Here is a 25112-nt window from a genome sequence, read left to right on the forward strand (position 1 = left end):
GCGCGACACGACGGAACTGCCCCGGCTCAGAAGCTGAGCCGGGGCAGTTCCGTCGTCGAGGAGAGGGGCAGCGGGGATTAGCCCATCTCCTCCAACGCCTTGCCCTTGGTCTCCTTCACGAACTTGAGCACGAAGGGGATCGAGAGCACGGCGAAGACCGTGTAGATCACGTACGTCCCCGAGAGGTTCCACTCGGAGAGGCTCGGGAAGCTCGCGGTGATCGCCCAGTTGGCGATCCACTGCGCGGAGGCGGCGACGCCGAGCGCGGCGGCGCGGAGCCGGTTCGGGAACATCTCGCCGAGGAAGACCCAGACCACGACACCCCACGAGAGGGCGAAGAAGAGCACGAAGACATGGGCCGCGATCAGCGCGACGATGCCCTCGGTGTGCGGCAGCTTGCCGTCGACCAGGTTCGCGGAGAAGGCCCATGCCTCGAAGGCCAGGGCGAGCGCCATGCCGGTCGAGCCGATGAGCGCGAGCGGCCTGCGGCCGATCCGGTCGACGAAGATCATGGCGATCACGGTGCCGACGATGTTGATGATCGACGTGGTGAACGAGTAGAAGAACGAGTCGCTCGGGTTGATGCCGACCGACTGCCACAGCGTCGCGGAGTAGTAGAACGCGACGTTGATGCCGACCAGCTGCTGGAAGACCGAGAGGCCGATACCGACCCAGACGATGGGCAGGAAGCCGAAGCGGCTGCCGAGGAGGTCCTTGAACGTGGACTTGTGCTCGCTGCGCATCGCGTGCTCGATCTCGGAGACGCGCAGATCGAGGTTGATGTTCTTGCCCTCGACGTCGGCCAGGATCTCCTTGGCCCTGTCGACCTTGCCCACGGAGATCAGGAAGCGCGGCGACTCGGGGATGGCGAAGGAGAGCAGCCCGTAGAGCACGGCCGGGACCACCATGACGCCGAGCATGACCTGCCAGGCCTCGATGCCGAGCAGCTTGCCGCGCTGGTCGCCGTCGGCGAGGTTGAGGATGCCCCAGTTGACGAGCTGGGAGACGGCGATGCCGATGACGATGGCGGCCTGCTGGAAGGCGCCGAGGCGGCCTCGGTACGCCGGCGGGGCGACCTCCGCGATGTAGGCGGGGCCGATGACCGAGGCCATGCCGATGGCGATGCCGCCGAGGACCCGCCAGAAGGCGAGGTCCCACAGGGCGAAGGGAAGCGCGGAGCCGACGGCACTGATCGTGAAGAGCGCGGCCGCGATCTGCATGACGCGGATACGGCCGATGCGGTCGGCGATGCGGCCCGCGGTGGCGGCGCCGATGGCACAGCCGATCAGGGCGATGGCGATGACCTGCGCGAGGGTCGCGGATCCTACGTCGTACTTGCCTCGGATGCCTTCGACCGCGCCGTTGATGACGGAGCTGTCGTAGCCGAAGAGGAAACCGCCCATCGCGGCCGCGGCCGTGATGAAAATGACGTGGCCGAGGTGATCCGGGTGGGCTTCGCGGGCTCCGGACGCCGGTGGTTGCGCAGTGCTGGTCACATTAACTCCTGGTGCCTGGCCGCGTTGCCTGGCGTGGGGGGCAAGCACTTCAAGTGGGGCACAACATCGAGTGGCCCACCACTTGAAGGTAAAAACGACGTTGCCGAGACTATGCCTTCAAGTTTCGAAGTCAAGAGGAAGGCGTAGTGAATTTTGCGACCACGGCATGGGTGGCTTGCGTTCAAGTTTTGAAGGCTCCTAAGGGCTGTCAGCGAAGACGCTGGCTGATGACCTTGGAAACACCGTCTCCCTGCATGGAGACGCCGTACAGCACGTCGGCGACCTCCATCGTCCGCTTCTGATGAGTGATCACGATCAGCTGGGAACTCTCCTGGAGCTCTTCCATGATCCCGATCAGCCGCTGGAGATTGGTGTCGTCGAGCGCGGCCTCGACCTCGTCCATCACATAGAACGGACTGGGTCTGGCCTTGAAGATCGACACCAGGATGGCCACGGCGGTCAGCGACCGCTCTCCGCCGGAGAGCAGCGAGAGCCGCTTCACCTTCTTGCCCGGCGGCCTGGCCTCGACCTCGACCCCCGTGGTGAGCATGTTGTCCGGATCCGTCAGAATCAGCCGGCCCTCACCGCCCGGGAAGAGCCGCGCGAAGACCCCTTCGAACTCCCTCGCGGTGTCCCGGAACGCCTCGCTGAAGACCTGCTGAACGCGCTCGTCGACCTCTTTGATCACCCGCATCAGGTCGGTGCGCGTCTTCTTCAGGTCTTCAAGCTGCTCGGAGAGGAACTTGTGCCGCTCCTCCAGCGCCGCGAACTCCTCGAGGGCGAGCGGATTCACCTTTCCGAGCTGCTGATACGCCCGTTCGGCCGCCTTGAGCCGCTTCTCCTGCTCCGCGCGCACGAACGGCCGCGGCTGGTCGCGGCCGTCCTCCGGATCCTCCGGTGCCTCCTCGCCCCCGACGGGCGGCGGCGGCACGGGCCGGTCGGGCCCGTACTCCGCCACCAGTACCGTCGGTTCCACGCCCAGTTCCTCCAGCGCCCTGACCTCCAGCTGCTCGATGCGCAGCCGCTTCTCCGCGCCGAGTACCTCGCCGCGGTGAACCGAATCGGTCAGTTTGTCGAGCTCGCCCTTCAGGTCCCGGCCGCGGTCGCGCTCCGCCACCAGTTCACGCTCGCGCTCCGCCTTGGCCGCTTCGGCCGCGACGCGCTCCTCATCGGCCCGTACGAGCGAGACCTCGACATGGGCCAGCAGCTGACGCGCTCCCGACGCGACGGCCCCCGCCACCTGTTCCTCGTGCCGCAGCCGCGCGCGCCGCTGCTCGGCGCGCGCCCGCTCCTCGCGCTCGGCGCGCGCCCCCCGGTCGAGTGCGTCCGCCCGCCCGGCGAGGCCCTTCACCCGCTCCTCGTGCGTACGGACCTGGAGCCTGGCCTCCATCTCCGTCTGGCGGGCGCGGGCCCCGTCGGCGGCCAGCCGGTCCCGCACGGAAATGTCCGGCTCGTCCTCCCCCCGGTCTCCGAAGGGAGAGGACTCCTCGGCCACCAGCAGCCGTTCCGCCAGTTCCTGTGCCTCCTCGGTGGCGCGCTCCAAGGCGTCGCGGGCCCCGGCGGCGGCAGCGGCCGACCGCTCGGCCTCGTCCGCCGCGCCGCGCGCCTGTCCGGCGAGCCGCCCGAGCCGCTGCGCGACCCCGGACTTCTCCCGGTCGGCGGCCCTGCGCCGTTCCGTCAGCTCCTCCACGAGCGCGGCAGCCGCGTCACGCCGCTCCCCGGCGCGGTGCTGCGCCCCGGCCAGCTCTTCGCACCGTACGGCCAGCTCCGCCAGCTCGGCGGCGGCCTCGTCGACGGAGGCCCGCACCTCCAGCAGACTCGGCGCCCCGGCCGACCCGCCCTGCGCGAAGTGCGCCCCGAGGACATCGCCCTCGGCGGTCACAGCGGTCAGTCCGGGCTCTTCGGCGACCAGGTCCTCGGCGTCCTCCAGCGTCCCGACGACGACCATGTCCCGTACGAGCCGCCGCACCGCGGGCATCAGCTCCGCGGGCCCCCGCACGAGGTCGGCGACGGCCGGAGCCCGGCCGTCCGCACGGCGGGGCGCGGCCGCCACCGCGCCTTCCGCTGCCGACGCGCCGGGAGCTTCTTCGGGACGGTCCGGCCGGGCGCCGTGGTCCCCCCGGGCAGAGGCGTCTCCCTGTCCGGGGCCGTCCCCGGGGCCGCCGGGGTCACCGAGGCCACCGGGGCGCCCGGTGCCGCCGTCCGCCTCGGTCCGGGCGGAGACACTTCCGCCCGCCTGCGGTGGGGTACTGCCCAGCAGGAGCACCGCCCGGCCCGCGTCCTGCTTGCGCAGGATCCGGATCGCGTCGGCGGCCGTGGCCGGGTCGGTCACCGCGAGCGCGTCCGCCGCGGCGCCCAGCGCCGCCGCGACGGGGATCTCGAAGCCCGGGGTCACCGTGAGGAGCTCCGCCGCCGGGCCCAGCAGTCCGGCCGGCCGGGGCCGCGCTCCGAGCAGCGCGCCCGTGCCGTCCTTGCGCCGCAGTCCCAGGGCCAGCGCGTCGTGCCGGGCGGATGTCGCGGCCCGCCGGCGCTCGGTGGAGGTGGCCGCCTCCCGGGCGGCCGTGAGCGCGGTCTCCGCCTCGGCGAGCTCCCGCCTGGCCGCCTCGTAGTGCTCCGCCAGGTCGGCGTCGCCCGCGTCCAGCTGCTCCACCTCGGCCCTGAGCTGCTCGTACTCCTCCTGCGCGGCGGCGGCCCGCTCCTGGGCGCCCTCGTGCGCGGCGGCCAGCCGGTCGATCTCGGCCTGGGCCGAACCGGCCCGGCTGCGGGCCGCGTTGACCTGGCCGCCCAGTCGGGCGAGGCCCTCGCGCCGGTCGGCGATGGCGCGGGCGGCGTCCTTGAGCCTGCGCTCCTCGGCGGCCAGCTCCCGTTCGAGTCCGGCCCGGTGCTCGACCGTGTCGTCCAGTGCCCCCTGCGCCGCCTCCAGCGCGGCTGCCAGCTCCGCCTCCTGCTCACGGATCCTGGCGGCCTCGCGCTCCATGCTTTCGGGATCCCTGAATCCCTGGCCGCGCCGCCCCTCCTCGGGGGCGGCCGTCGCGCTCTTCACCCGGGCCTCGGCGAGCGAGACCGTACCGCGCACCCGCTCGGCCAGCTGCGACAGCTCGTACCAGGTCTGCTGCGCCCGCTGCAGTCGCGGCGCGAGGCGGCGCACCTCCGCCTCCAGCTCGGCCTCGCGCGCCAGCGCGGCCTCCAGCTGCGCCTGGGCCGCGTCCTTGCGCTCCTTGAGCGCCGCCTCGTCGGCGAGCTCAGCGCGCAGTGCGTCGCGCAGTTTCACCAGGTCGTCGGCGAGCAGCCGCAGCCGGGAGTCGCGCAGGTCCGCCTGGATGACGGCGGCCCGCCGCGCCACCGCGGCCTGCCGCCCCAGCGGCTTGAGCTGTCGCCGCAGCTCATCGGTCAGATCCTGTATGCGCGAGAGATTCGCCTGCATCGCGTCCAGCTTGCGCAGCGCTTTCTCTTTCCGCTTGCGGTGCTTGAGAACACCCGCGGCCTCCTCGATGAAAGCCCTGCGCCCCATCGGGTCGGCATGCAGTACGGAGTCGAGCCGGCCCTGCCCGACGATCACGTGCATCTCCCGCCCGATACCGGAGTCGGAGAGCAGCTCCTGGATATCGAGCAGTCGGCACGTGTCGCCATTGATCTGATATTCGCTGCCGCCGTTGCGGAACATGATCCGCGTAATGGTCACTTCGGCGTAGTCGATGGGCAGCGCGCCGTCGGAGTTGTCGATGGTCAGAGAGACCTCGGCGCGGCCGAGCGGCGGCCGCCCGGTCGTCCCGGCGAAGATGACGTCCTCCATCTTGCCGCCGCGCAGCGATTTCGCTCCCTGCTCTCCCATCACCCAGGACAGCGCGTCCACCACATTGGACTTGCCCGAACCATTGGGCCCTACGACACAGGTGATGCCTGGTTCGAACCGCAGTGTTGTGGCCGATGCGAAAGATTTGAAACCGCGGAGAGTCATGGCCTTGAGATGCACCGCCGCACTCTACCTTTCACCGGCGGTTTCACCCATGAACGCGCAGGGCACATCAGACGGTAAGGAAGAGGTCCAGCGCCGGACGGCGGAAAGAAAGAAGGGACGCCGAAGCGTCCCTTGCAATGTCTTGCTGGATAGATCTTGAGCAGATCTCAAGCGGCTGATACGGACAGCCCGACGGGTTCTTCTGCGAACCCGATCAGGTGAGCGCAGGCTCCGCCTGGGGTACGTCGATGTCGATGCTGTCGAGCAGCGAATCTCCGCGGTGGTGAGCGGCGGCGCTCAGCTCGTCGTTCTCGGACTGAATCCGGTTGAGCTCGGACTCAAGATCCTGAACGCGCTGCTGAAGCCGTCGCATCTCGGCGAGGAGTCGCGGGTCGGAGCCGCCGACGTAACCGAGAAGCGCCTTTGCCATGATGGATGGTCCTCCACACTGAGTGACCGACCGAAGCGGTGGTGGGTCGTGAGGGAATCGCACCCGCGGTGCTTGTCATCTCTGTTGTTCTCAATGCCAAACAGCTAAGGTGCGCGGGGCTTCCAGAGTCTCACCAAAAAGTTTGACGGTCAACACGATCACGCCCCGTATCGACGGGCGACCCGGGGGCGTGCGGCCGCGAACGCGCGGCGCCGGCTCTGCTGCGGGGCCCTGGGGGCGTGGAGATCATCCTTGTCCCGGCAGCTTTCCACGGCGAGCGTTTCTTGGCAACCACCAGGTCGTTTCTGCCCCGGGCCCCTGACATGGGCATCTCCGGAACACGTCGGCAGGCCCGTACGCCGGGATGCGGTCAGCGGATCGCGAAGCCCGTATAGCCACCGCGCGGTGTGCCCCAGATCTCAGTCACCCCGTCGACGTGCCCGGGAGTGTCGGAGGAGCCCAGCCACTCCAGCAGACGGTGGCAATTCTCACGCGGCCCCTCGGCGACCACCTGCACCCGGCCGTCGTCCAGATTGAGGGCGAAGCCGGTGAGCCTTCCGATTTCCAGAGCATTTTCCCTGGTGAACCAGCGGAAGCCCACTCCCTGTACCCGACCGCGTACCCAAGCGGTGAGCCGTACGTCTTCGTTCATGGCTGCACGCTAACGGGCCAATAGCCCAGGGGACACTTCGCCCCCATCCGTCATGGCGTACAGTCCCGACGCAATAAGCCCTCACTCTTTCGGGTGAATCGCATTGACGTGGACCACGTCGAGCAAGCATGAGGAAGGCACAGCAGATGGGACGCCATCGTCGCTCCGCCGCCGGGCCCGTCGCAGCGGAACACGCGGACGATCCGGCAGGCCGGCACCAGGGTGGTGCACGCCGCCGGAAGAAGCGGACCGCGCCCGTACGCACCGGGCTGCTCGGTGTCTCCGCCGCCGTGGCGCTGGGCGCCGTGGCGGTCACCTCCGGGGTGCTGCCCGGCGGGGACAGCTTCTCCATCAGCGGTGGCGGTGCCGGTGACCGGGTCCGCGTCGAAGGCCCGGCCGGGCTCGAAACGCAGGGCGGCAGCACGGGGGAACCCACGGACACGGTGACGACGCGCGCTCCCGACGGCGACGGGCGCGCGCACGCGCCGTCGAAGTCGCCCTCGCCGCAGGCCACGCAGCCCACGAAAACCGCGAAGCCGTCCGCCAAGCCCTCGGCCAAACCGTCCGCGAAGCCTTCCGAGCGGCAGACGGTCGCGGACAGCCGCACCGGCGCCGGCAAGCCTGCCGAGTCACGGAAGAGCCCGAAGCCCGAACGCACCACTTCCGCCCCCGCGACGAAGGCCCCGGAGAACGAGAAGGGCGGCGGCGGTGGAAGCGGCAACGCCACCGGATCCGGCTCCGAAGCCACCGCCGAGGCCACCGTCCTGGCCCTGGTGAACCAGGAACGGGCGAAGGCGGGCTGCTCACCGGTCCGGGCCGACGCCTCGCTGGCCCTGCTCGCCGAGAACTTCAGTCAGGACATGGCCGCCCGCGGCTTCTTCGACCACACCGACCCGGACGGGGCGACCCCCTGGGACCGCGCCGAGAAGGCGGGCATCGACGGTCTGGGCGGCGAGAACATCGCCCGCGGCCAGGCCGACGCCGAGGCGGTGATGGACTCCTGGATGAACAGCCAAGGCCACCGGGCGAACATACTCAACTGCGACTTCAAGACCCTGGGTGTCGGCGTGCACATGGGCCCGGGCGGCCCCTGGTGGACCCAGAACTTCGGCTTCTGACCGCCACCGCCCTCGTCATCGCCAGTGCCCTCGCAGTCGCCGCCGCCGCGGCGCGTTACGACGGGAGGCGCGGCGGGCGCTGACAGCGCGGGCAGAAGTAGCTGGAGCGGTTCATCCAGGGGCGCCTGCGCATCGCCGTACCGCAGCGGCGGCAGGGCTCGTCCTCACGCCCGTACGCGTCCAGGGACCGCTCGAAGTAGCCCGACTCGCCGTTCACGTTGACGTAGAGGCTGTCGAAGCTGGTGCCGCCGACGGCGAGCGCGGCGTTCATGACGTCCCGGGCGTGGCCGAGGAGCTCGGACGCGCGGGGGCGTGTGAGGGACGCGGTGGGGCGCTCGTAGTGCAGCCGCGCGCGCCACAGCGCCTCGTCCGCGTAGATGTTGCCGACGCCGCTGATCAGCGACTGGTCGAGCAGGGCGCGCTTGACGGTCGTACGGCGCAGGCGCAGCGCCGCACAGAACGCGTCGTCGTCGAAGAGCGGGTCCAGGGGGTCGCGCGCGATGTGCGCGATGACGTCGGGAAGCCCGTCCGGGGTGTTGTCGTGCAGCGAGAGCCCGCCGAAGGTGCGCTGGTCGACGAAGCGCAGCTCCGTACCGAGCACATCGTCGAAGCGGACGCGGATGCGCAGGTGCTTCTCGTCGGGGGCGGCCCCGGGCCGTACGAGAAGTTGGCCGCTCATCCCGAGGTGGCCGAGGACGGAGGCGTCGGTGTCTTCGAGCGGCAGCCACAGGTACTTGCCGCGGCGGCGCGCGGCCCCGATGCGGTGCCCCTTGAGGCGTACGGCGAAGTCCTCGCCGCCCGCGAGGTGGCGGCGTACGGACCGGGGGTGCAGCACCTGCACCTCGGAGACGGTACGGCCGGTGATCCAGCGCTCCAGCCCACGCCGGACGACTTCGACTTCGGGCAGCTCAGGCACGGGTGCAGCATACCGCTGGGCCCCCTGCCGGAATCCGGCAGGGGGCCCAGCGGGCAGTGCTCGCGCGGCTCAGGCAGTGGCCGGAGCCGACGGTGTGGTCGCGTCGTCGGCCGTGGCCGTCACCGGCGTCGGCTCGGCGGGGGCCGCGGCCCCCGCCTCGCGCTCGTCCGCGGCCGCGCGTATGGCGCGCCACGCGGACTCCGCCGCCTGCTGTTCCGCTTCCTTCTTGCTGCGGCCGGTGCCGGTGCCGTACGAGACACCACCGACGCGGGCAGCAGCAGTGAAGGTCTTCTCGTGGTCGGGTCCGGTCTCCGAGACGAGGTACTCGGGTACGCCGAGGCCCTCGCTCGCGGTGAGTTCCTGGAGACTGGTCTTCCAGTCCAGGCCCGCACCGAGGCTCGAGGACTTCTCGATCAGCGGATCGAAGAGCCGGTGCACCAGTTCCGATGCGGCTCCGAGGCCCTGGTCGAGATAGACCGCGCCGATCACCGCTTCGAGGGTGTCGGCCAGGATGGATGCCTTGTCCCTGCCACCCGTGCCCTCTTCGCCCCGGCCGAGCCGGATGAAGGAGCCGAGTTCGAGGCCGCGGCCCACCTCCGCGAGTGCACGAGAATTGACCACCGCGGCCCGCAGTTTGGCCAGCTGGCCTTCCGGCAGATCGGGGTGGGTCCGGTACAGCGTGTCCGTGACCACCAGGCCGAGCACGGAGTCCCCGAGGAACTCCAGACGCTCGTTGGTGGGCAGACCGCCGTTCTCGTACGCGTACGAACGATGGGTCAGCGCACGCACCAGAAGGGCGGACTCGAGCTGATACCCGAGCCGCCCTTCCAGAAGCGTGTGGGACGAGGCCGTGTTCTCCGCCGGCTTCTTGGCGTTCTCCGCCTTGGCGTCAGACATCGTGCCTCTCACCAGCCGCTCAGACCTCGAGGACCTGGCGCTTGTTGTACGTGCCGCAGCTCGGGCACGCGATGTGCTGGAGCTTCGGCTCCTGGCAACGCTCACACGAAACCAGGGTGGGGACCGCAGCCTTCCACTGCGACCGGCGGTGGCGCGTGTTGCTGCGCGACATCTTCCGCTTCGGAACAGCCACGGCTACTTCTCCTGCTTCTCGTCGACGCCCGACTCGGCGGCGTCGCCAGTGTTGTCCTTCTCGCCGTCCTGGATGGTCCCGGCGAGTCCTTGCAGTGCCGCCCAACGGATGTCGACGGCGTCATGGTTGTGATCGGGGTCCTCTTCCAGCCTGATCCCGCACTGCGGGCACAGGCCGGGGCAGTCCTCCCGGCACACCGGCTGCATCGGCAGTGCGAGCACCACCGCATCACGCAGCACGGACTCGAGGTCGAACAGACCGTCCTCGAGGTAGAGCGTGTCCTCGTCGTCCTCGTCGTCGTCGGCCGGTTCCGCTTTTGCGCGGCCCCGGTCATCGGCGGCAGGGTACGAGAACATCTCCTGGAAGTCCGCTGCAACGTCGAGCTCCAGCGGCTCCAGACACCTTACGCACTCCCCCTTGGCCGTCGCACGGGCGGTGCCTGTGACAAGCACCCCTTCCATGACGGATTCGAGGCGGAGCTTGAGATTCACCGGTGCGCCCTCGGGCACGCCGATGACCCCGTCGAGACCGAGGTCCTTGGGGGCCGCCACCGAGCGGGTCAGCCGCTGGAGCGCACCGGGACGCCGGCCCAGCTCGTGCGTGTCGAACACGAGGGGGTTGCGGTGGTCGAGGTGGGCGTTCAGGGGTCTTCCTGCTTTCGGTTCGCTGTGGGGGCCACCGTGTCGCCGTCGCGGAAGCGAAGCGGGCAGCAGTGATCGCGGGCATACGCGCGACCGAAGAGCCAGGATACTTGACGCTTCGCCCAGGGCCCAATCCGGACCCCGGCACTCCGCCGCCCTACCGCCCCTGCTCGTACTCCCGCAGCTGGTCGAGGTCGATCATGCTGGTGTCGAAGAGGCTGGTCTCGTCGAGGGCGGCCTGTTGCTGCTGGGGCTGCCCGGCCATCTCCGGCTGCCCGCCGTAGCCCTGGTCGTAGCCCTGCTGCTGGTACGCGTAGGAGTCCTGCTGCTGGTACGCGTACGGATCGTGCTGCTGCTCGGCGTACGGGTCCTGGGGCTGCTGGTACGCGTAGGGGTCCTGCTGTTGCTGTTGCTGCTGCTGCTGGTACGCGTACGGGTCGTACGGCTGCTGCGCGGGGATGTGCGGCGCGTGCGCGGCCTGCTGCGGCTCGGCCAGGTCGGCGAGGAAGTCCGCGTCGCTGCTGTGCTGCTGTCCCGCCTCGTCCTGGGCCACCATGTGGGCGCCGAGTTCGTCCGAGGCCACCCGTCCGTGCAGCTTCTGCCGGCCGCGGCCGACCGCGTCGAGGGTCTTGGAGAGCACGGCCTCGAAGGCACCGAGCTTGGTGTCGACGTACTCGTCCGCGCGCTGCCTCAGCGTCTCCGGGTCGTGGCTGCGCTCCGGGGCTTCCTCGTCGGCGTAACCGTGGTCGTCCAGGCCGGGGCCCCGGCCGAGCAGCTTCTCGCGGCCGCGGTCGACGGAGCCGAGGGTCTTGGTGAGGACGACTTCGAAGTTGGCGAGCTTGGAGTCGACGTACTCGTCGGCCTCGGCACGGATCTCCTCCGCCTCCCGGCGGGCCTCACCGAGGATGCGGTCGGCCTCCTCCTGGGAGCGCCGGGCGATCTCGGTGTCGGAGATCAGCGAACCGCGCTGGGCGTGCGCCGACTCGATGATCCGCTCGGCCTCCTTGCGGGCCTGCTCGGTCAGCTGCTCGCGGTCGCCGATCAGCTCCTGGGCCTGCGCGAGGGAACCGGGGAGGGCGCGCCGCACCTCTTCGAGCATCGACAGGAGATCGGCGCGGTTGACCACGCACGAGGCCGACATGGGCATGGACCGGGCGCTGCCGACCGCCTCGACGATCTCGTCGAGCTTCTTCTGCACGTCCACCGTGTGCTCGCCACCTGTTCTTCCGGCTGGAGACGGACGGGACGACTGTACGGGCAGTCGGCCCCCGTCCGACACCTGGTGACGTTCCGTCAGATTGTCACTTCTTCGCGAGACGCTCGGTGAGTGCGCCGAGCACCCTCGGGGGGACCAGGTGGGAGACGTCGCCGCCCCAGGCCGCGACCTCCTTGACCAGGCTGGAGGAGAGGAAGCTGTAGGTGGGGTTGGTGGGGACGAACAGGGTCTCGACGCCCGAGAGGCCGTTGTTCATCTGGGCCATCTGCAGCTCGTAGTCGAAGTCGCTGACCGCGCGCAGGCCCTTCACGATGGCCGGGATGTCGCGCTCCTTGCAGAAGTCGACGAGGAGGCCGTGGAAGGACTCGACCTCGACGTTGCCGAACTCGGCGGTGATCTCGCGGATCAGGTCGATCCGTTCCTCGATCGTGAAGAGCCCCTGCTTCGACTGGTTGATCATCACCGCGACGTGTACGACGTCGTACAGCTTGGAGGCTCGGGCAATGATGTCGAGATGTCCATTGGTGATCGGGTCGAATGACCCGGGACAGACTGCGCGGCGCATCTGTAGTCCCTCGCTCTCCGGTCCGGTCATCGTGCGTCTTCGCACGTAGCGGCGGCGCGACCGTACCAAAGCGTCCCCTCGCCGTAACGACGGGCCCGCAGTGGCTCGAATCCCTTGGGCCACTTGAATTCGCCGCCTCTTGTGCTGCGCTCCACGGTGGCGACGGCATCGTCCGTGAGCCAGCCCCGGGTGCGGAGTGTGAGGAGGATCTCGCGAAGATCGTCGTCGGTGACGGCGTACGGCGGGTCGAGGAACACCACGTCGTACGGCGTCCCGGGGGCCGGGCCCGTGACGATCTGCTCCGCCTTGCCCGACCTGACTTCGGCGCCGGGCAGGCCGAGCGTACGGACGTTGTCCCGGACGGTGCGGGCGGCCCTGCTGTCGGCCTCGACGAGCAGGGCGTGCACGGCGCCGCGGGACAGTGCCTCCAGGCCCACGGCGCCCGAGCCCGCGTACAGGTCGGCGATCCTGATGCCTTCGAGCGTGCCGAGCAGCGACTCCCAGGTGGAGAAGAGGCCCTCGCGCGCGCGGTCGGATGTGGGGCGGGTGCCGTTGCCCGGCGGGACGGCCAGGCGGCGTCCGCCGGCCGTGCCGGCGATCACGCGGGTCATGGGTGTCGGGTCCTAGGGTCGTGTGCGGTGGGTGTGCCATGGGCGGAAGGGGTGCCGCTCCCCACCATTGTCAGCCCTTGTCGAGGTACTGCTCCCTCTCCTTGTCGAGGAGGGCGTCGAGGGCGGTGCGCAGCTCGGGGAGCCGTTCGAGCTCGGGGTCGTCGGCGACGACCGCGACGGCCTCCGCGCGGGCCGCCACGATGACCTCCTCGTCCTCGATGACGGCGAGCATCCGCAGGGACGACCTGACACCGGACTGGGCCTGGCCGAGTACGTCGCCCTCGCGGCGCTGTTCGAGGTCGATGCGGGACAGCTCGAAGCCGTCGAGGGTGGCGGCCACGGCGGAGAGCCGGGCGCGGGCCGGACTCGCCTCGTGCGCCTCGCTGACCAGCAGACACAGCCCGGGGGCCGCGCCGCGCCCCACCCGGCCGCGCAGCTGGTGCAGCTGTGACACGCCGAACCGGTCGGCGTCCATGATCACCATCGCGGTGGCGTTGGGGACGTTCACGCCGACCTCGATGACGGTGGTGGCGACCAGGACGTCCACCTCGCCCGCGGAGAAGCGGCGCATCACTGCGTCCTTGTCGTCCGGCTGCATCCGCCCGTGCAGGACCTCGACGCGCAGGCCCTTGAGCGGACCGGCGACGATCTGCTCGGCGATCTCCAGGACGGCGAGCGGCGGCCGCTTCTCGGGGTCCTCCTCGGCCTGCTTCTTCTTGGCGGCCCCGGCGGCCCTCGGGTCGTCGTCGCCGTCGCCGATGCGGGGGCAGACGACGTACGCCTGGTGTCCGTTCTCCACTTCCTCGCGCACGCGCTCCCACGCGCGGGCGAGGAAGTGCGGCTTGTCCTTGGCGGGGACGACGTGGGTGGCGATGGGCGAGCGGCCGGCCGGGAGCTGGTCGAGGACCGAGGTCTCCAGGTCTCCGAAGACGGTCATCGCGACCGTGCGCGGGATCGGGGTCGCCGTCATCACCAGCAGGTGCGGGGGCTGCTTGCCCTTGGAGCGCAGGGCGTCGCGCTGCTCGACGCCGAAGCGGTGCTGCTCGTCGACGACGACCAGGCCGAGGTCGTGGAACTGCACCTTGTCCTCGATCAGCGCGTGCGTACCGATGACGATGCCCGCCTCGCCCGTCACCAGGTCGAGGAGGGCCCGGCGGCGGGCGGGCACGCCCATGGAGCCGGTGAGCAGCACGACCTTGGTGCCCCGCTCCGCGCCGCCGAGCATGCCGCCCTCGGCCAGCTCGCCCATCATCTCGGTGATCGACCGGTGGTGCTGCTGGGCGAGCACCTCGGTGGGCGCGAGCATCGCGGCCTGGCCGCCCGCGTCGACGACGGCGAGCATGGCGCGCAGCGCGACCATCGTCTTGCCGCTGCCCACTTCGCCCTGGAGGAGGCGGTGCATGGGGTGGTCGGTGGCCAGGTCGTCGAAGATCTCCCCGGAGACCTTCTGCTGGCCGTCGGTGAGGGTGAAGGGCAGCTTGGCGTCGAAGGCGTCGAGCAGCCCGCCGGGGGCGGGCCTGCGGGCGACGGCAGGGAGCTGGGTTTCGGCGAACCGGCGCCGGGCGAGCGCCACCTGGAGGACGAATGCCTCGTCCCACTTGAGACGGTCCCGCGCCCCGGCGATGTCCGCCTTCGTGCGCGGGCGGTGGATCTTGCGGAACGCGTCGGGCAGGTCGGTGAGTCCGCGGCCCTGGCGCAGGGCGGGCGGCAGGGGGTCGGCGATCTCCTGCCAGCCGGTGGCCTCCATCGAGGCCAGGACCACGTCGACCGTCTTGGCGATCTTCCAGCTCTCCATCTGGGAGCAGGCCGGGTAGAGCGGGATCAGCTGGTTCGCCCAGGCCTCGACGGCATCGGCGCCGCTGTCCTCGCCGAGCATCTCGTACGCCGGATGGGAGAGCTGGCGGATGTTGCGGAACATGCCGACCTTGCCGGAGAACATGCCGCGGCGGCCCGGCAGCAGCTCCTTCTGGTGGTGGTAGATCGACTTGCCGAAGAAGACCAGCTGGAGCCGTCCGCTGCCGTCGGTGAGGGTCACCTCCAGGCGCTGGCCCTTGCCGTTGTTGAACCGCAGGACGCGGGCGTCGGCGACCTGGGCGACCACGGTGGCGTGCTCGTCGAGCGGGATGTCGGCGAGCTGGGTCAGCTCACCGCGCTCGGCGTACCGCCGGGGGTAGTGGTGCAGCAGGTCACCGACCGTGTGCAGGTCGAGGTGCTCGGCCATCACCTTCGCGGTGGTGCCGCCGAGCGTCTTCTTGAGTGGTTCGTCGAGCGCGGGCACGGGACCCATTGCACACCACGCCACTGACAACGGGCCACGTTCCCTCGCGGGAGGCACTGTTCCCGGGGCGGGGCGGGCGGGAAGGGCGCTACTCGACGCCGATCAGGAGGGGGGACGACTGGCGGCCGCCGTCGTACGTCACCGTGTCCACCGCCAGGTGGGACTCCCGGACGTACGCCTCCAGGTACTCCGCCAGGCCCTCCGGCGCCGCCTCCCCCAGCACCAGGGTGACCATTTCGCCGCCCGCCGCCAGCATCCGGTCCAGGACCGTGCGGGCCGCCGCCGTCAGGTCGGAGCCGATCACGGCCACGTCGCCGTCGATCAGGCCGAGCACGTCGCCGGCCTGGCAGATGCCGGCCATCGTCCAGGACTGGCGTTCGGCGACGGTCAGTTCGCCGTAGCGGGTGGCGCCGGCCGCCGACGTCATCGCGACGACGTCCTCGTCGAAGCGGCGCTCCGGCTCGTGGACGGCGAGGGCCGCGATGCCCTGGACCGCCGCGCGGGTCGGGATGAGGGCGACCCGTACCCCTTCGGCACGGACCTGTTCCGCCGCCGCGGCCGCGGTGTGCCGCAGGTCGGCGTCGTTGGGCAGCAGGACGACCTCGCGCGCGTGGGCGCGCCGGATCGCCTCCGCCAGCTCCCCGCTCGCGGGCGGCTCCCCCGGGCGCGCGAGCACTGTGGTCGCGCCGGCCTCCGTGCACAGTCCCGCGAGACCTTCGCCGGGTACGACCGCGACGACCGCGCGCTGGGCGCGTTCCCGGGACGGCGCGACCCGGTCGGCGGCGAAGTGCGTGATGCGGATCCGGTACGGCCGGCCGGCCTCGACGCCCGCCTCCACCGCGGCGCCCGCGTCGTCCACGTGCACGTGCACGTTCCACAGCCCGTCGCCGCCGACCACGACGAGCGAGTCCCCGAGCCCGTCGAGCCGGGACCGCAGCCGGGTCACCGCCGCGTCGTCCGCCTCCAGGAGGTAGATCACCTCGAAGGCGGGGCCGCCCTCCTGCGCCGCGTCGGCCCGCTCCGCGTCGGCCGGACAGCCGTCGGCGGCGGGCAGCGGCGCGGGCGCTTCCCGCTTGCGTACGGCGACGGCCTCGCCCGAGACCGCTTCGACCAGGGCGCCGAGCACGGCCACCAGACCCCGCCCGCCCGCGTCGACGACGCCCGCGCGGCCGAGCACGGCCAGCTGGTGGGGGGTCGCGTCGAGTGCGGTGCGCGCCCCTTCGTACGCCGCGCGCGCCACCTCGGCGGTGGTGGTGCCCGTGCTCTCGGCGGCCGTGGCCGCGGCGGTGGCGACGGTGAGGACGGTGCCTTCGACGGGGTGCGCGACCGCCTGGTACGCCGATTCGGCGGCCCTGCGCAGTGCGCGGCGCAGAGCGTCGGCGTCGGCGGCGGCGCCGTCGGACAGCTCCTGTGCCATGCCGCGCAGCAGCTGCGCCAGGATGGTTCCGGAGTTGCCCCGGGCACCGATGAGGGCGCCGTGCGCCATCGCCCGTACCGCATCCGCGAGAGCGGGGCCCGATGCCTGCGCGGCGGCGGTGACGGTCTCGTGCGCGGTGAACACCGCTTCGACGGCCTGGGCGGCTGACTCCACGGTCAGGTAGAGGTTGGTGCCGGTGTCCCCGTCCGCGACCGGGTAGACGTTGATCGCGTCGATCTCCTCGCGCGCTCTGCCCAGCGCCTCCAGGGCCAGTGAGCACCAGGTGCGTACCGCGACGGCGTCGAGGGTCTGCGGCACCTGGCGTCCTCCTTGAGAGCGGGTTGCACCGCAGGGTAGTCGCGCGGTGTGCCGCGCAGGAGGCGGGGGCGGAACCGGGGGACCGGACGGGGGGACCGGGAGCCGTGGTAGTTTCGTTGTACGGGAGCAGCCGATGTATGCTGCTCCGGTTGCCCGATGAAAATCGGGACTTCCCCCCGGCTACGCCACTCGATTCTTCGATCCCGGCATGCCGGGATCCCTGTAAGTGCATCTGAAGTCTTTGGAGTGACCCGTGGCTGCCAACTGCGACGTCTGCGGCAAGGGGCCGGGCTTCGGCAACAACATTTCGCACTCGCACCGCCGTACGTCCCGTCGCTGGAACCCCAACATCCAGCGCGTGCGTGCAGTGGTCGGTCGGACGCCGAAGCGGCTCAACGCCTGTACCTCGTGCATCAAGGCCGGCAAGGTCTCGCGCTGACGTAACTTCCCCGGGCTCTTGACGGAGCAGGGGAGACCCCTTTTGCGCGGCCACCTTCTGGTTGCTTGAGAACCGGCCCACCCTCGCGGTGGGCCGGTTCTTCTTGTGCCCGGAGGTCCCGGACGCGCTCCCGCCTGCCCGGGGCGCCGAAGGACTACTCCTGACTGTTCCTGAGCCGCCAGCCGTGGTCGACCGGCCCGATCCCCGCGCCGAGCGCGAATCCGGCGGCGATGGCCTCGGTCACGTACTCCTTGGCCGCGGCCACGGCCTGCGGTACGTCCAGCCCCTTCGCCAGGCCCGAGGCGATCGCGGAGGCCAGCGTGCAGCCCGTGCCGTGGGTGTGCCGGTTGTCGTGCCGGGGGGCGCGGAGCCAGTGCTCCTCGGTGCCGTCCGTCAGGAGGTCCACCGCGTCGCCCGGCAGGTGTCCGCCCTTGACGAGCACCCAGCGGGGCCCGAATTCGAGCAGCGCTCCGGCCGCCCGCCGCAGACCGGCCTCGGACTCGACGCGTACGCCGGTGAGCTGGGCCACCTCGTCGAGGTTCGGGGTGGCGACGGTCGCCGTGGGCAGGAGCTTCGTCCGTACGGATTCGAGGGCGGAGGCGGCGAGCAGCGGGTCGCCGTGCTTGGAGACGCCCACCGGGTCGACGACCACCGGGGCTTCGGTCCCGGCCAGCAGCTCGGCGACCGCCTCGACGAGTTCGGCCGAGGACAGCATTCCGGTCTTCACGGCCTGTACGCCGATGTCGTCGACGACGCTGCGGTACTGGGCCCGCACGGCCTCCACCGGCAGGTCCCAGACGCCTTGCACACCCAGGGAGTTCTGCGCCGTCACCGCGGTGAGCACGCTCATGCCGTGCACGCCGAGGGCCAGCATGGTCTTGAGGTCGGCCTGGATGCCCGCACCGCCGCCGGAGTCGGATCCGGCGACGGTGAGGACGCAAGGAAGTATTCGCATACCCGCGAATCTAGTACGCCCCGGCTACGGGGCGGTCTCGATGTCGCCGAAGTGATCGTCCCCGAAGTGGTCCCAGCCGCCCTTGCTCGTCCAGGGCGCCCCGTCGACCGTCACCTGCGGCAGCGCCGACGGGTTGAGGACCTCGCCGATCACCTTCCAGCGGGCGGGCAGCTTGGTGTCCGGCGGGAACGTCGCCACGATGGCGTGGTCCTCTCCCCCGGTCAGCACCCACTGGAGCGGGTCCACGCCCACCGCCTGCCCGATGTCCGACATCTGGCTCGGGATGTCGATGAGCCCGGACCGCAGGTCGATACGGACCTTGCTGGCCTGCGCGATGTGTCCGAGGTCGGCGACGAGCCCGTCACTGACGTCGGTCATGGCGGTGGCGCCGAGTCCGGCCGCCGCGGGGCCGGCGTGGTACGGCGGCTCGGGACGCCGGTGCGCCTCGACGAAGGCGCGCGGCGAGCGGAAGCCGCGCGAGAGGACCGCGAGTCCGGCCGCCGACCAGCCCAACCAGCCGGTGACGGCGACGACATCGCCGGGCTGGGCGCCGGCCCGGGTCACCGGTTCATGGTTGCGCAGGTCGCCGAGCGCGGTGATCGCCACGGTGATGGTGTCGCCGCGTACGACATCACCGCCGACGACGGCGGCGCCCGCGACCTGGCATTCGTCCCTGATGCCGTCCATGAGTTCGGTCGGCCAGCTGACCGGGAGTTCGGCGGGGACGACCAGGCCGAGGAGGATCGCCGTCGGAACCGCGCCCATGGCGGCGATGTCGGCGAGGTTCTGGGCCGCGGCCTTGCGGCCCACGTCGTACGCCGTCGACCAGTCGCGCCGGAAGTGGCGTCCCTCGAGCAGGATGTCCGTACTCGCCACGACCCGGCGGTCGGGTGCGGCCACGACGGCGGCGTCGTCGCCGGGCCCCAGCCGTACCGCCGGGGTGGTGGTGAGCCGGGAGGTGAGCTTGTCGATGAGCCCGAACTCCCCCAGCTCGCCCACAGTGCCCTTCATGGATGTGCCCCTTCTGCCCCAGTGCGCTTGCGGTCGCGAGCCATCACTGCTGTAGGTACCGTCAACAGATACGTCAACTTCTGATCTCCGTACGCCACGCGCCGGACGACGACGGCCGCGCGGTCTCCCCGCTGCCCGCGACGACGCGATACGGTGGCGTCTCTTTCCCCCCACATGATCCTCGTGGCCGCTCTGGAGGTTCCGTGGTACAGGCGTACATCCTCATTCAGACCGAGGTGGGCAAGGCGTCGACCGTCGCCGACCTCATCGGCAAGATTCCGGGAGTGATCCAGGCCGAGGACGTGACCGGACCCTACGACGTCATCGTGCGCGCGCAGGCCGACACGGTGGACGATCTCGGCCGCATGGTGGTCGCCAAGATCCAGCAAGTGGACGGCATCACCCGCACCCTGACCTGCCCGGTCGTGCACCTCTAGCCCCCGTCTACCCTTGGCCGGTGACCACTTCCCGCCGGCTTCTGTCGCTGTCGTCCGCCGCTCTGCTGCTCGCCGCATCCGGATGCTCCTTCACGGACGATGCCGTGGCGGTCCCGGTTCCCGCCCCGTCCTCGCAAGAGGCCGAGGTGTGCCGGGCGCTGCACCGTGAGCTGCCCGAGACCGTCGACGGGCAGAAACGGCGCACCGCCGACCCGGAGTCGGATCTCACCGCCGTATGGGGGGATCCGGCGATCGTACTGCGCTGCGGCGTCCCCCGGCCGGAGAAGATGAGCGATCCGCAGGCGAAGGGGGTGGAAGCGGACGGCGTCAACTGGCTGCTGGAGCGGCAGGAGGACGGCGGCCCGCGGTTCACCACCACGTACCGGGAGGCGTACGTCGAAGTCACGCTCCCCGCGAAGTACGCCCACGACGTCACGCCGTTGGCGGCCTTCGCGGGGCCGGTGGAGAAGACGGTGCCGGACAGCCTCTAGCGCTGCCGCCCGGCCCCCGCGTGGTCAGGGCGGTCCTGCCGTCAGCGCAGCCCCGTCGGGCGGCGCAGCGCGGCCTGGATCAGCCGGTCGACGAGTTCCGGGTAGGACACCCCGGTCTCCTGCCACATCCGCGGGTACATGGAGATCGGCGTGAACCCCGGCATCGTGTTGATCTCGTTGATCACGAACTCGCCGCTGTCCAGCAGGAAGAAGTCCGCGCGCACCAGGCCCTCGCAGGACGCGGCGTCGAACGCCTCGACCGCGAGCCGGCGCACCTCGGCGGTCTGCTCCTCGGTCAGCGGCGCGGGCACCAGGCCGGACGCCGAGTCGATGTACTTCGCCTCGAAGTCGTAGAAGTCGTGGGCCGTGACGGGCGGGATCTCGGCGGGCACGCTCGCGCGCGGCCCGTCCTCGAACTCCAGCACGCCGCACTCGATCTCGCGGCCGCGCAGCAGCGACTCGACGAGGATCTTGGGGTCGTGGCGCTGCGCCTCCTCGATCGCCGCGTCGAGGCCGGAGAGGTCGTCCACCTTGGTGATGCCCATCGAGGAGCCGCCGCGGGCGGGCTTCACGAAGAGCGGCCAGCCGTGCTCGCCGGCGAAGTCGACGATCTTCTTGCGGGCGGCGGAAGGATCGTTTTCCCACTCCCGGGGACGGATGACCTCGTACGGGCCGACCGGCAGCCCGAAGGAGAGGAACACCCGCTTCATGTACTCCTTGTCCTGGCCGACGGCCGAGGCGAGCACACCGGAGCCGACGTACGGGACGCCGGAGAGTTCCAGGAGGCCCTGGAGGGTGCCGTCCTCGCCGTACGGGCCGTGCAGCATGGGGAAGACGACGTCGACCTCGCCCAGCGCCTTGGGCACCGAGCCCGGCTCGCTGTAGACGACTTCGCGGCTGCCCGGGTCGACCGAGAGCACCACGCCGCCCTCGGCCGATTCGGCGAGGCTCTCGACGCTCGGCAGCGTCCGGTCGGCGATGGTCATCCGGTCGGGCTCGTCGGCGGTCAGCGCCCAGCGGCCGTCCGTCGTGATGCCGATCGGCAGTACGTCGTACTTCTCCCGGTCGATGGACCGCAGTACGGCGCCGGCCGTGACGACCGAGATGGCGTGCTCGGAGCTGCGGCCGCCGAAGACGACGGCCACGCGCGGCTTGCGGGGCTCCTGCGCAGGGCTCTGGGGGAGGTTCTCGCTGCTCATATCGCGTTGAGACTACCGTGCACACCCGGTGTCGTGGAGAGCGGGCGCGGGCGCGGCGCGCTGCCCGGCTCCCCGGGCCGGTGGCCGGAGGCCGCCTCGGCGCCCCGAAGCCCGCGAAGCGGCGCGGGAGGAAGAGGTACGGGAGGGAGGAGTCAGCGGCGCTCGGGCTTGGCGCTGCGCGACATCAGCTCCTTCAACGCCACGATCGGCGGCTTCCCGTGGTGGACGATGTCGACGACCGTGTCCGTGATCGGCATGTCGACGCCGTGGCGACGGGCCAGATCGGCCACCGACTCGCACGATTTGACGCCCTCCGCGGTCTGCTTGGTGACCGCGATGGTCTCCTGGAGCGTCATCCCGCGGCCGAGGTTGGTGCCGAAGGTGTGGTTGCGCGAGAGCGGCGAGGAGCAGGTGGCGACCAGGTCTCCGAGACCGGCGAGACCGGCGAAGGTCAGCGGGTCGGCCCCCATCGCCAGGCCCAGACGGGTCGTTTCGGCGAGGCCGCGGGTGATGAGCGAGCCCTTGGCGTTGTCACCCAGGCCCATGCCGTCCGCGATGCCGACGGCGAGGCCGATGACGTTCTTGACCGCGCCGCCGAGTTCGCAGCCGACGACGTCGGTGTTGGTGTAGGGGCGGAAGTACGGGGTGTGGCAGACGGACTGGAGCCGGGTGGCCACCGATTCGTCGCGGCAGGCGACGACCGCGGCGGCGGGCATCCTGGCCACGATCTCCTTGGCGAGATTGGGGCCCGTGACCACCGCGACCCGCTCGGCCGGCGCCTTGGCGACCTCCTCGATCACCTCGCTCATCCGCTTGGCGGTACCGAGTTCGACGCCCTTCATGAGGGAGACGAGGACGGTGTCGGCGGGCAGCAGCGGCGCCCATGCGGCGAGGTTGGCGCGCAGCGTCTGCGAGGGGACGGCGAGCACCGTGAAGTCGGCGGCCTCGGCGGCCTCGGCCGGGTCGGTGGTGGCGCGCAGCGAGGGGGGCAGCTCGACGCCCGGGAAATAGTCGGGGTTCGTACGGCCGTTGTTGATGGCGTCGGCGACTTCGGTGCGGCGGCCCCACAGGGTCACCTCGCAGCCCGCGTCGGCCAGCACCATGCCGAAGGCCGTGCCCCAGGAGCCTGTTCCGAATACGGCCGCCCTGACCGGCTGGCGTGTCACTTTGCGCTCTCTCCCTCGGCCTTTTGGCGCTGCTGCGCGCGGGCCCTGCGGTGGTCGTACGGCTCGGCGGGCGCGGGCTCGCCGCGCAGCTCGGCGAGCTGCTGGGTGATGGCGGACATGATGGCCTCGGTCGCCTCGCGGAGCACCTCGGGCGACGGTTCCTTCTCGTAGAACCGGTCCAGGTCGACCGGCGGACCCGCCTGCACCTGAAGTGTCTTGCGCGGGAAGAGGTGGAGCTTGTTCTCCTTGGCGTACGGCGGCATCGCCAGGTTGGCGCCCCACTGGGCGACCGGAATGACGGGGGCCTTGGTCATGAGGGCCACGCGCGCCGCTCCGGTCTTTCCCGCCATCGGCCACATGTCGGGGTCGCGGGTGAGGGTGCCCTCGGGGTAGAAGGCGACGCATTCACCGCGCTCGATGGCGGCGACCGCCGCGCGGAAGGCGTCGAGTGCGTCGGTGGTCTCGCGGTAGACGGGGATCTGGCCCGTACCGCGCAGCATCATGCCGACGAAGGGGGTTGTGAAGAGGCCCGCCTTGGCCAGCAGCCGTGGAACGCGTCCGGTGTTGTACTGGAAGTGCCCGTAGGAAAGCGGGTCCAGGTAGGAGTTGTGATTGACCGCGGTGATGAATCCGCCCTCGGCCGGAATGTGCTCCATTCCACGCCAGTCCCGCTTGAACAGCACCACCAGCGGCGGTTTGGCGATGACCGCCGCCAAGCGGTACCAGAAGCCGATTCTACGGCGGGGCACTCGGACACCTTCCTCTAAGACCGGGCTGCTTGTACGTATGCGCCTGGCCAGCCGCACAAGTGTCGCTCCAGGTCCCCTGTCTGTCGAGAACACCGTACGCCCCGGGCCGGGCCCCGGACCCCTGCCCGCCGTACGCGCGGGCCACAATGGGGCCCGACGCGCACGGGACGGAGGGCCGGCCACTGAACACGCTCCGGACCGCTCCATGGTCCCTGGTCATCCCCCTGAAGCCCCTGTCGCTGGCCAAGAGCAGGCTCTCTCCCGCGGCGGGCGACGCATTGCGCCGACGGCTGGCTCTGGCCTTCGCCGAGGACACCGTGGCCGCCGCGCTGGCCTGCCCCGCCGTGCGGGATGTGGTGGTCGTCACGGACGACGCCCCCGCGGGCGCCGCCCTGGCCGCCCTCGGCGCGCGCATCGCGCCGGACACCCCGGCGGCGGGTCTCAACGCGGCGCTGGCGCACGGGGCGCGCACGGTACGGGCACTGCGGCCCCGCGCCGCCGTCGCCGTGCTGAATGCCGATCTGCCGGCCCTGCGGCCCGCCGAATTGCGGCAGGTGCTCGAATATGCCGCCGCATTTCCGCGCGCATTTCTGGCCGACGCGGCCGGAATCGGCACGACGTTGCTTTCCGCCGCTCCGGGGGTGGAATTGTCGCCGCTCTTCGGCGGTCCTTCGCGCGTCCGTCATTCGGCATCCGGGGCCCGGGAAATACCTCTCGCCGGAGTCGATTCCGTACGCCGGGACGTGGACACGGGCGACGATCTGCGGGCGGCCGTGACACTCGGCGTGGGCCCGCGCACGGCCCGGCTGAGCGCGGCGGTCACCGGCCGATACGCTGCGGTCATGCAGGCGACCGCGTACACGTACGACTCCGAGACCCGCAGCGGCAGTGTGCTGCTCGACGACGGCACCCCGGTGGACTTCGACGCCAGGGCCTTCGACGCGGGCGGCCTGCGGCTGCTGCGTCCGGGGCAGCGGGTGCGCATCGAGGGGGACGGCGAGGGGGCGGCGCTGCGCATCACCCTGGTGACCCTGCAGACGTTCTGACGGTCCCGGGTCCGGCGGGTCTCCGGAGACCCGCCGGACCCGGGAGTGCGGTCCGGCGCGCCCCCGGTCACGGGCCCAGGACACACCGCGGGCCGGGCTCCCCGTAGGGAGCCCGGCCCGGCGCGTGAGTCCTTGCTCTGCTGCTCCTACTTCCCGGCAGCGGTCTTCTTGGCGGTGGTCTTGCGCGCCGTGGCCTTCTTGGCGGGCGCCTTCTTCGCGGTGGCCTTCTTCGCCGGCGCGGTCTTCTTGGCCGCCGCGGGCGTGGTCTTCTTCGCGGCGCCGGTGGCCTTCTTGGCCGGGGCCGCCTTCTTCGCCGTCGCGGTGGTCTTCTTCGCGGCGCCGGTGGCCTTCTTGGCCGGGGCCGCCTTCTTCGCGGCTGCGGACGCCCTCTTGGTGGCGGCCTTCTTGGTCGCGGACTTGGCGATGGTGGGGGGAGGACCCGAAAGGCTGCCCTTGGGTGCCTTCTTGACGGCGACCTCGCCGCCCTTGGGGAGCTTCTTCGAACCGCTGACCAGGTCCTTGAAGCCCTGACCGGCACGGAAGCGCGGAACCGAGGTCTTCTTGACCCGCACCCGCTCACCCGTCTGCGGGTTGCGGGCGTAACGGGCCGGACGGTCGACCTTCTCGAACGATCCGAAGCCGGTGACCGAAACACGGTCGCCGGCGACCACTGCGCGGACGATCGCGTCGAGTACCGCGTCGACCGCGTCCGCGGCCTGCTGACGGCCGCCGACCTTGTCTGCAATCGCTTCTACGAGCTGCGCCTTGTTCACGTCTTCCCCTTCGGAGACATTGCCAGAACGAATGTGTTCAAGCTTTTTCGCACGTTAGGCAGATATATACCGCAAATCAAACACGAAACGGGCTAATCACCCTAGTGCCGCAACGAAGTAGACCTTGCGGAGTTCCGCAG

The 25112-nt window shown here is 70.9% G+C and carries 23 protein-coding genes and 1 pseudogene; 5 read left to right on the forward strand and 19 right to left on the reverse strand.

Annotation, left to right across the window (positions count from 1 at the left end; translation table 11 throughout):
* Window positions 1-77 precede the first annotated feature (77 nt).
* From ABD374_RS31055 to ABD374_RS31070, 4 genes are all read right to left on the reverse strand, one after another.
* A complete protein-coding gene (locus tag ABD374_RS31055) occupies window positions 78-1496 on the reverse strand; it encodes a sugar porter family MFS transporter (RefSeq protein WP_344499868.1) in 1419 nt (472 codons plus the stop codon).
* Window positions 1497-1704: 208 nt separating this feature from the next.
* Window positions 1705-5469, reverse strand: a complete 3765-nt coding sequence (locus ABD374_RS31060; RefSeq protein WP_344499870.1) for an AAA family ATPase — start codon at window positions 5467-5469, stop codon at window positions 1705-1707.
* A gap of 199 nt (window positions 5470-5668) precedes the next feature.
* Window positions 5669-5884: a hypothetical protein gene (locus ABD374_RS31065; RefSeq protein WP_093798817.1), complete on the reverse strand. Its 216-nt coding sequence runs from the start codon at window positions 5882-5884 to the stop codon at window positions 5669-5671.
* A 370-nt stretch (window positions 5885-6254) separates the two neighbouring features.
* Window positions 6255-6536: an acylphosphatase gene (locus tag ABD374_RS31070; RefSeq protein ID WP_344499874.1), complete on the reverse strand. Its 282-nt coding sequence runs from the start codon at window positions 6534-6536 to the stop codon at window positions 6255-6257.
* A 146-nt stretch (window positions 6537-6682) separates the two neighbouring features.
* Here ABD374_RS31070 and ABD374_RS31075 point away from each other — a divergent pair, with 146 nt between their 5' ends.
* Window positions 6683-7654: a CAP domain-containing protein gene (locus ABD374_RS31075; protein WP_344499876.1), complete on the forward strand. Its 972-nt coding sequence runs from the start codon at window positions 6683-6685 to the stop codon at window positions 7652-7654.
* A 55-nt stretch (window positions 7655-7709) separates the two neighbouring features.
* Here ABD374_RS31075 and mutM read toward each other — a convergent pair whose 3' ends face one another.
* The 9 genes from mutM to ABD374_RS31120 form a co-directional block, all read right to left on the reverse strand.
* A complete protein-coding gene (mutM, locus tag ABD374_RS31080; protein WP_344499878.1) occupies window positions 7710-8570 on the reverse strand; it encodes a bifunctional DNA-formamidopyrimidine glycosylase/DNA-(apurinic or apyrimidinic site) lyase in 861 nt (286 codons plus the stop codon).
* 69 nt (window positions 8571-8639) lie between these two features.
* Window positions 8640-9467, reverse strand: a complete 828-nt coding sequence (gene rnc / locus ABD374_RS31085; RefSeq protein ID WP_425577397.1) for a ribonuclease III — start codon at window positions 9465-9467, stop codon at window positions 8640-8642.
* 19 nt (window positions 9468-9486) lie between these two features.
* Window positions 9487-9660, reverse strand: coding sequence for a 50S ribosomal protein L32 (gene rpmF / locus ABD374_RS31090; RefSeq protein ID WP_003965982.1), 174 nt, complete (start codon window positions 9658-9660; stop codon window positions 9487-9489).
* A gap of 2 nt (window positions 9661-9662) precedes the next feature.
* A complete protein-coding gene (locus ABD374_RS31095) occupies window positions 9663-10304 on the reverse strand; it encodes a YceD family protein (protein ID WP_344499945.1) in 642 nt (213 codons plus the stop codon).
* Window positions 10305-10458: 154 nt separating this feature from the next.
* Window positions 10459-11505 (reverse strand): F0F1 ATP synthase subunit B, encoded by a 1047-nt coding sequence (locus ABD374_RS31100; protein ID WP_344499883.1) that lies wholly within the window; start codon window positions 11503-11505, stop codon window positions 10459-10461.
* A gap of 97 nt (window positions 11506-11602) precedes the next feature.
* Entirely contained in the window at window positions 11603-12082 is a 480-nt protein-coding gene (coaD, locus tag ABD374_RS31105; protein ID WP_208857930.1) for a pantetheine-phosphate adenylyltransferase, read from the reverse strand.
* Window positions 12083-12108: 26 nt separating this feature from the next.
* A complete protein-coding gene (gene rsmD, locus ABD374_RS31110) occupies window positions 12109-12693 on the reverse strand; it encodes a 16S rRNA (guanine(966)-N(2))-methyltransferase RsmD (RefSeq protein ID WP_344499886.1) in 585 nt (194 codons plus the stop codon).
* A gap of 70 nt (window positions 12694-12763) precedes the next feature.
* Entirely contained in the window at window positions 12764-14980 is a 2217-nt protein-coding gene (recG, locus tag ABD374_RS31115; protein ID WP_344499888.1) for an ATP-dependent DNA helicase RecG, read from the reverse strand.
* A gap of 79 nt (window positions 14981-15059) precedes the next feature.
* Window positions 15060-16706, reverse strand: a complete 1647-nt coding sequence (locus ABD374_RS31120; protein ID WP_344499890.1) for a DAK2 domain-containing protein — start codon at window positions 16704-16706, stop codon at window positions 15060-15062.
* 253 nt (window positions 16707-16959) lie between these two features.
* On the opposite strand from ABD374_RS31120, the gene rpmB reads away from it, so the two are divergent.
* Complete coding sequence (gene rpmB, locus ABD374_RS31125; protein WP_093798831.1) at window positions 16960-17145, forward strand: 50S ribosomal protein L28; 186 nt, start codon at window positions 16960-16962, stop codon at window positions 17143-17145.
* 154 nt (window positions 17146-17299) lie between these two features.
* Here rpmB and thiD read toward each other — a convergent pair whose 3' ends face one another.
* A complete protein-coding gene (gene thiD, locus ABD374_RS31130; protein ID WP_344499893.1) occupies window positions 17300-18100 on the reverse strand; it encodes a bifunctional hydroxymethylpyrimidine kinase/phosphomethylpyrimidine kinase in 801 nt (266 codons plus the stop codon).
* A gap of 24 nt (window positions 18101-18124) precedes the next feature.
* The gene (locus tag ABD374_RS31135) at window positions 18125-19111 is read right to left on the reverse strand and encodes a thiamine-phosphate kinase (RefSeq protein ID WP_344499895.1); all 987 of its coding nucleotides are present in this window, start codon (window positions 19109-19111) and stop codon (window positions 18125-18127) included.
* A gap of 203 nt (window positions 19112-19314) precedes the next feature.
* Here ABD374_RS31135 and ABD374_RS31140 point away from each other — a divergent pair, with 203 nt between their 5' ends.
* A complete protein-coding gene (locus ABD374_RS31140) occupies window positions 19315-19548 on the forward strand; it encodes an Lrp/AsnC family transcriptional regulator (RefSeq protein WP_344499897.1) in 234 nt (77 codons plus the stop codon).
* 20 nt (window positions 19549-19568) lie between these two features.
* Window positions 19569-20039 (forward strand): DUF3515 domain-containing protein, encoded by a 471-nt coding sequence (locus tag ABD374_RS31145; protein ID WP_344499899.1) that lies wholly within the window; start codon window positions 19569-19571, stop codon window positions 20037-20039.
* A gap of 41 nt (window positions 20040-20080) precedes the next feature.
* On the opposite strand, the gene ABD374_RS31150 is transcribed toward ABD374_RS31145, so the two are convergent.
* The 3 genes from ABD374_RS31150 to ABD374_RS31160 form a co-directional block, all read right to left on the reverse strand.
* Window positions 20081-21238, reverse strand: a complete 1158-nt coding sequence (locus ABD374_RS31150; RefSeq protein ID WP_344499901.1) for a D-alanine--D-alanine ligase family protein — start codon at window positions 21236-21238, stop codon at window positions 20081-20083.
* A gap of 152 nt (window positions 21239-21390) precedes the next feature.
* Window positions 21391-22404: an NAD(P)H-dependent glycerol-3-phosphate dehydrogenase gene (locus ABD374_RS31155; RefSeq protein ID WP_344499903.1), complete on the reverse strand. Its 1014-nt coding sequence runs from the start codon at window positions 22402-22404 to the stop codon at window positions 21391-21393.
* Window positions 22401-23153, reverse strand: coding sequence for a lysophospholipid acyltransferase family protein (locus tag ABD374_RS31160; RefSeq protein WP_344499905.1), 753 nt, complete (start codon window positions 23151-23153; stop codon window positions 22401-22403). The genes ABD374_RS31155 and ABD374_RS31160 overlap by 4 nt, the downstream gene beginning before the upstream one ends.
* Window positions 23154-23299: 146 nt before the next feature.
* On the opposite strand from ABD374_RS31160, the pseudogene cofC reads away from it, so the two are divergent.
* A pseudogene (cofC, locus tag ABD374_RS31165) lies at window positions 23300-23971 on the forward strand (2-phospho-L-lactate guanylyltransferase); the annotation flags it as partial.
* A 374-nt stretch (window positions 23972-24345) separates the two neighbouring features.
* On the opposite strand, the gene ABD374_RS31170 reads toward cofC, so the two are convergent.
* Window positions 24346-24972, reverse strand: a complete 627-nt coding sequence (locus ABD374_RS31170; protein ID WP_344499907.1) for an HU family DNA-binding protein — start codon at window positions 24970-24972, stop codon at window positions 24346-24348.
* Window positions 24973-25112: the final 140 nt, after the last annotated feature.

The organism is Streptomyces enissocaesilis, assembly GCF_039533765.1.
Lineage (GTDB): Bacteria > Actinomycetota > Actinomycetes > Streptomycetales > Streptomycetaceae > Streptomyces > Streptomyces enissocaesilis.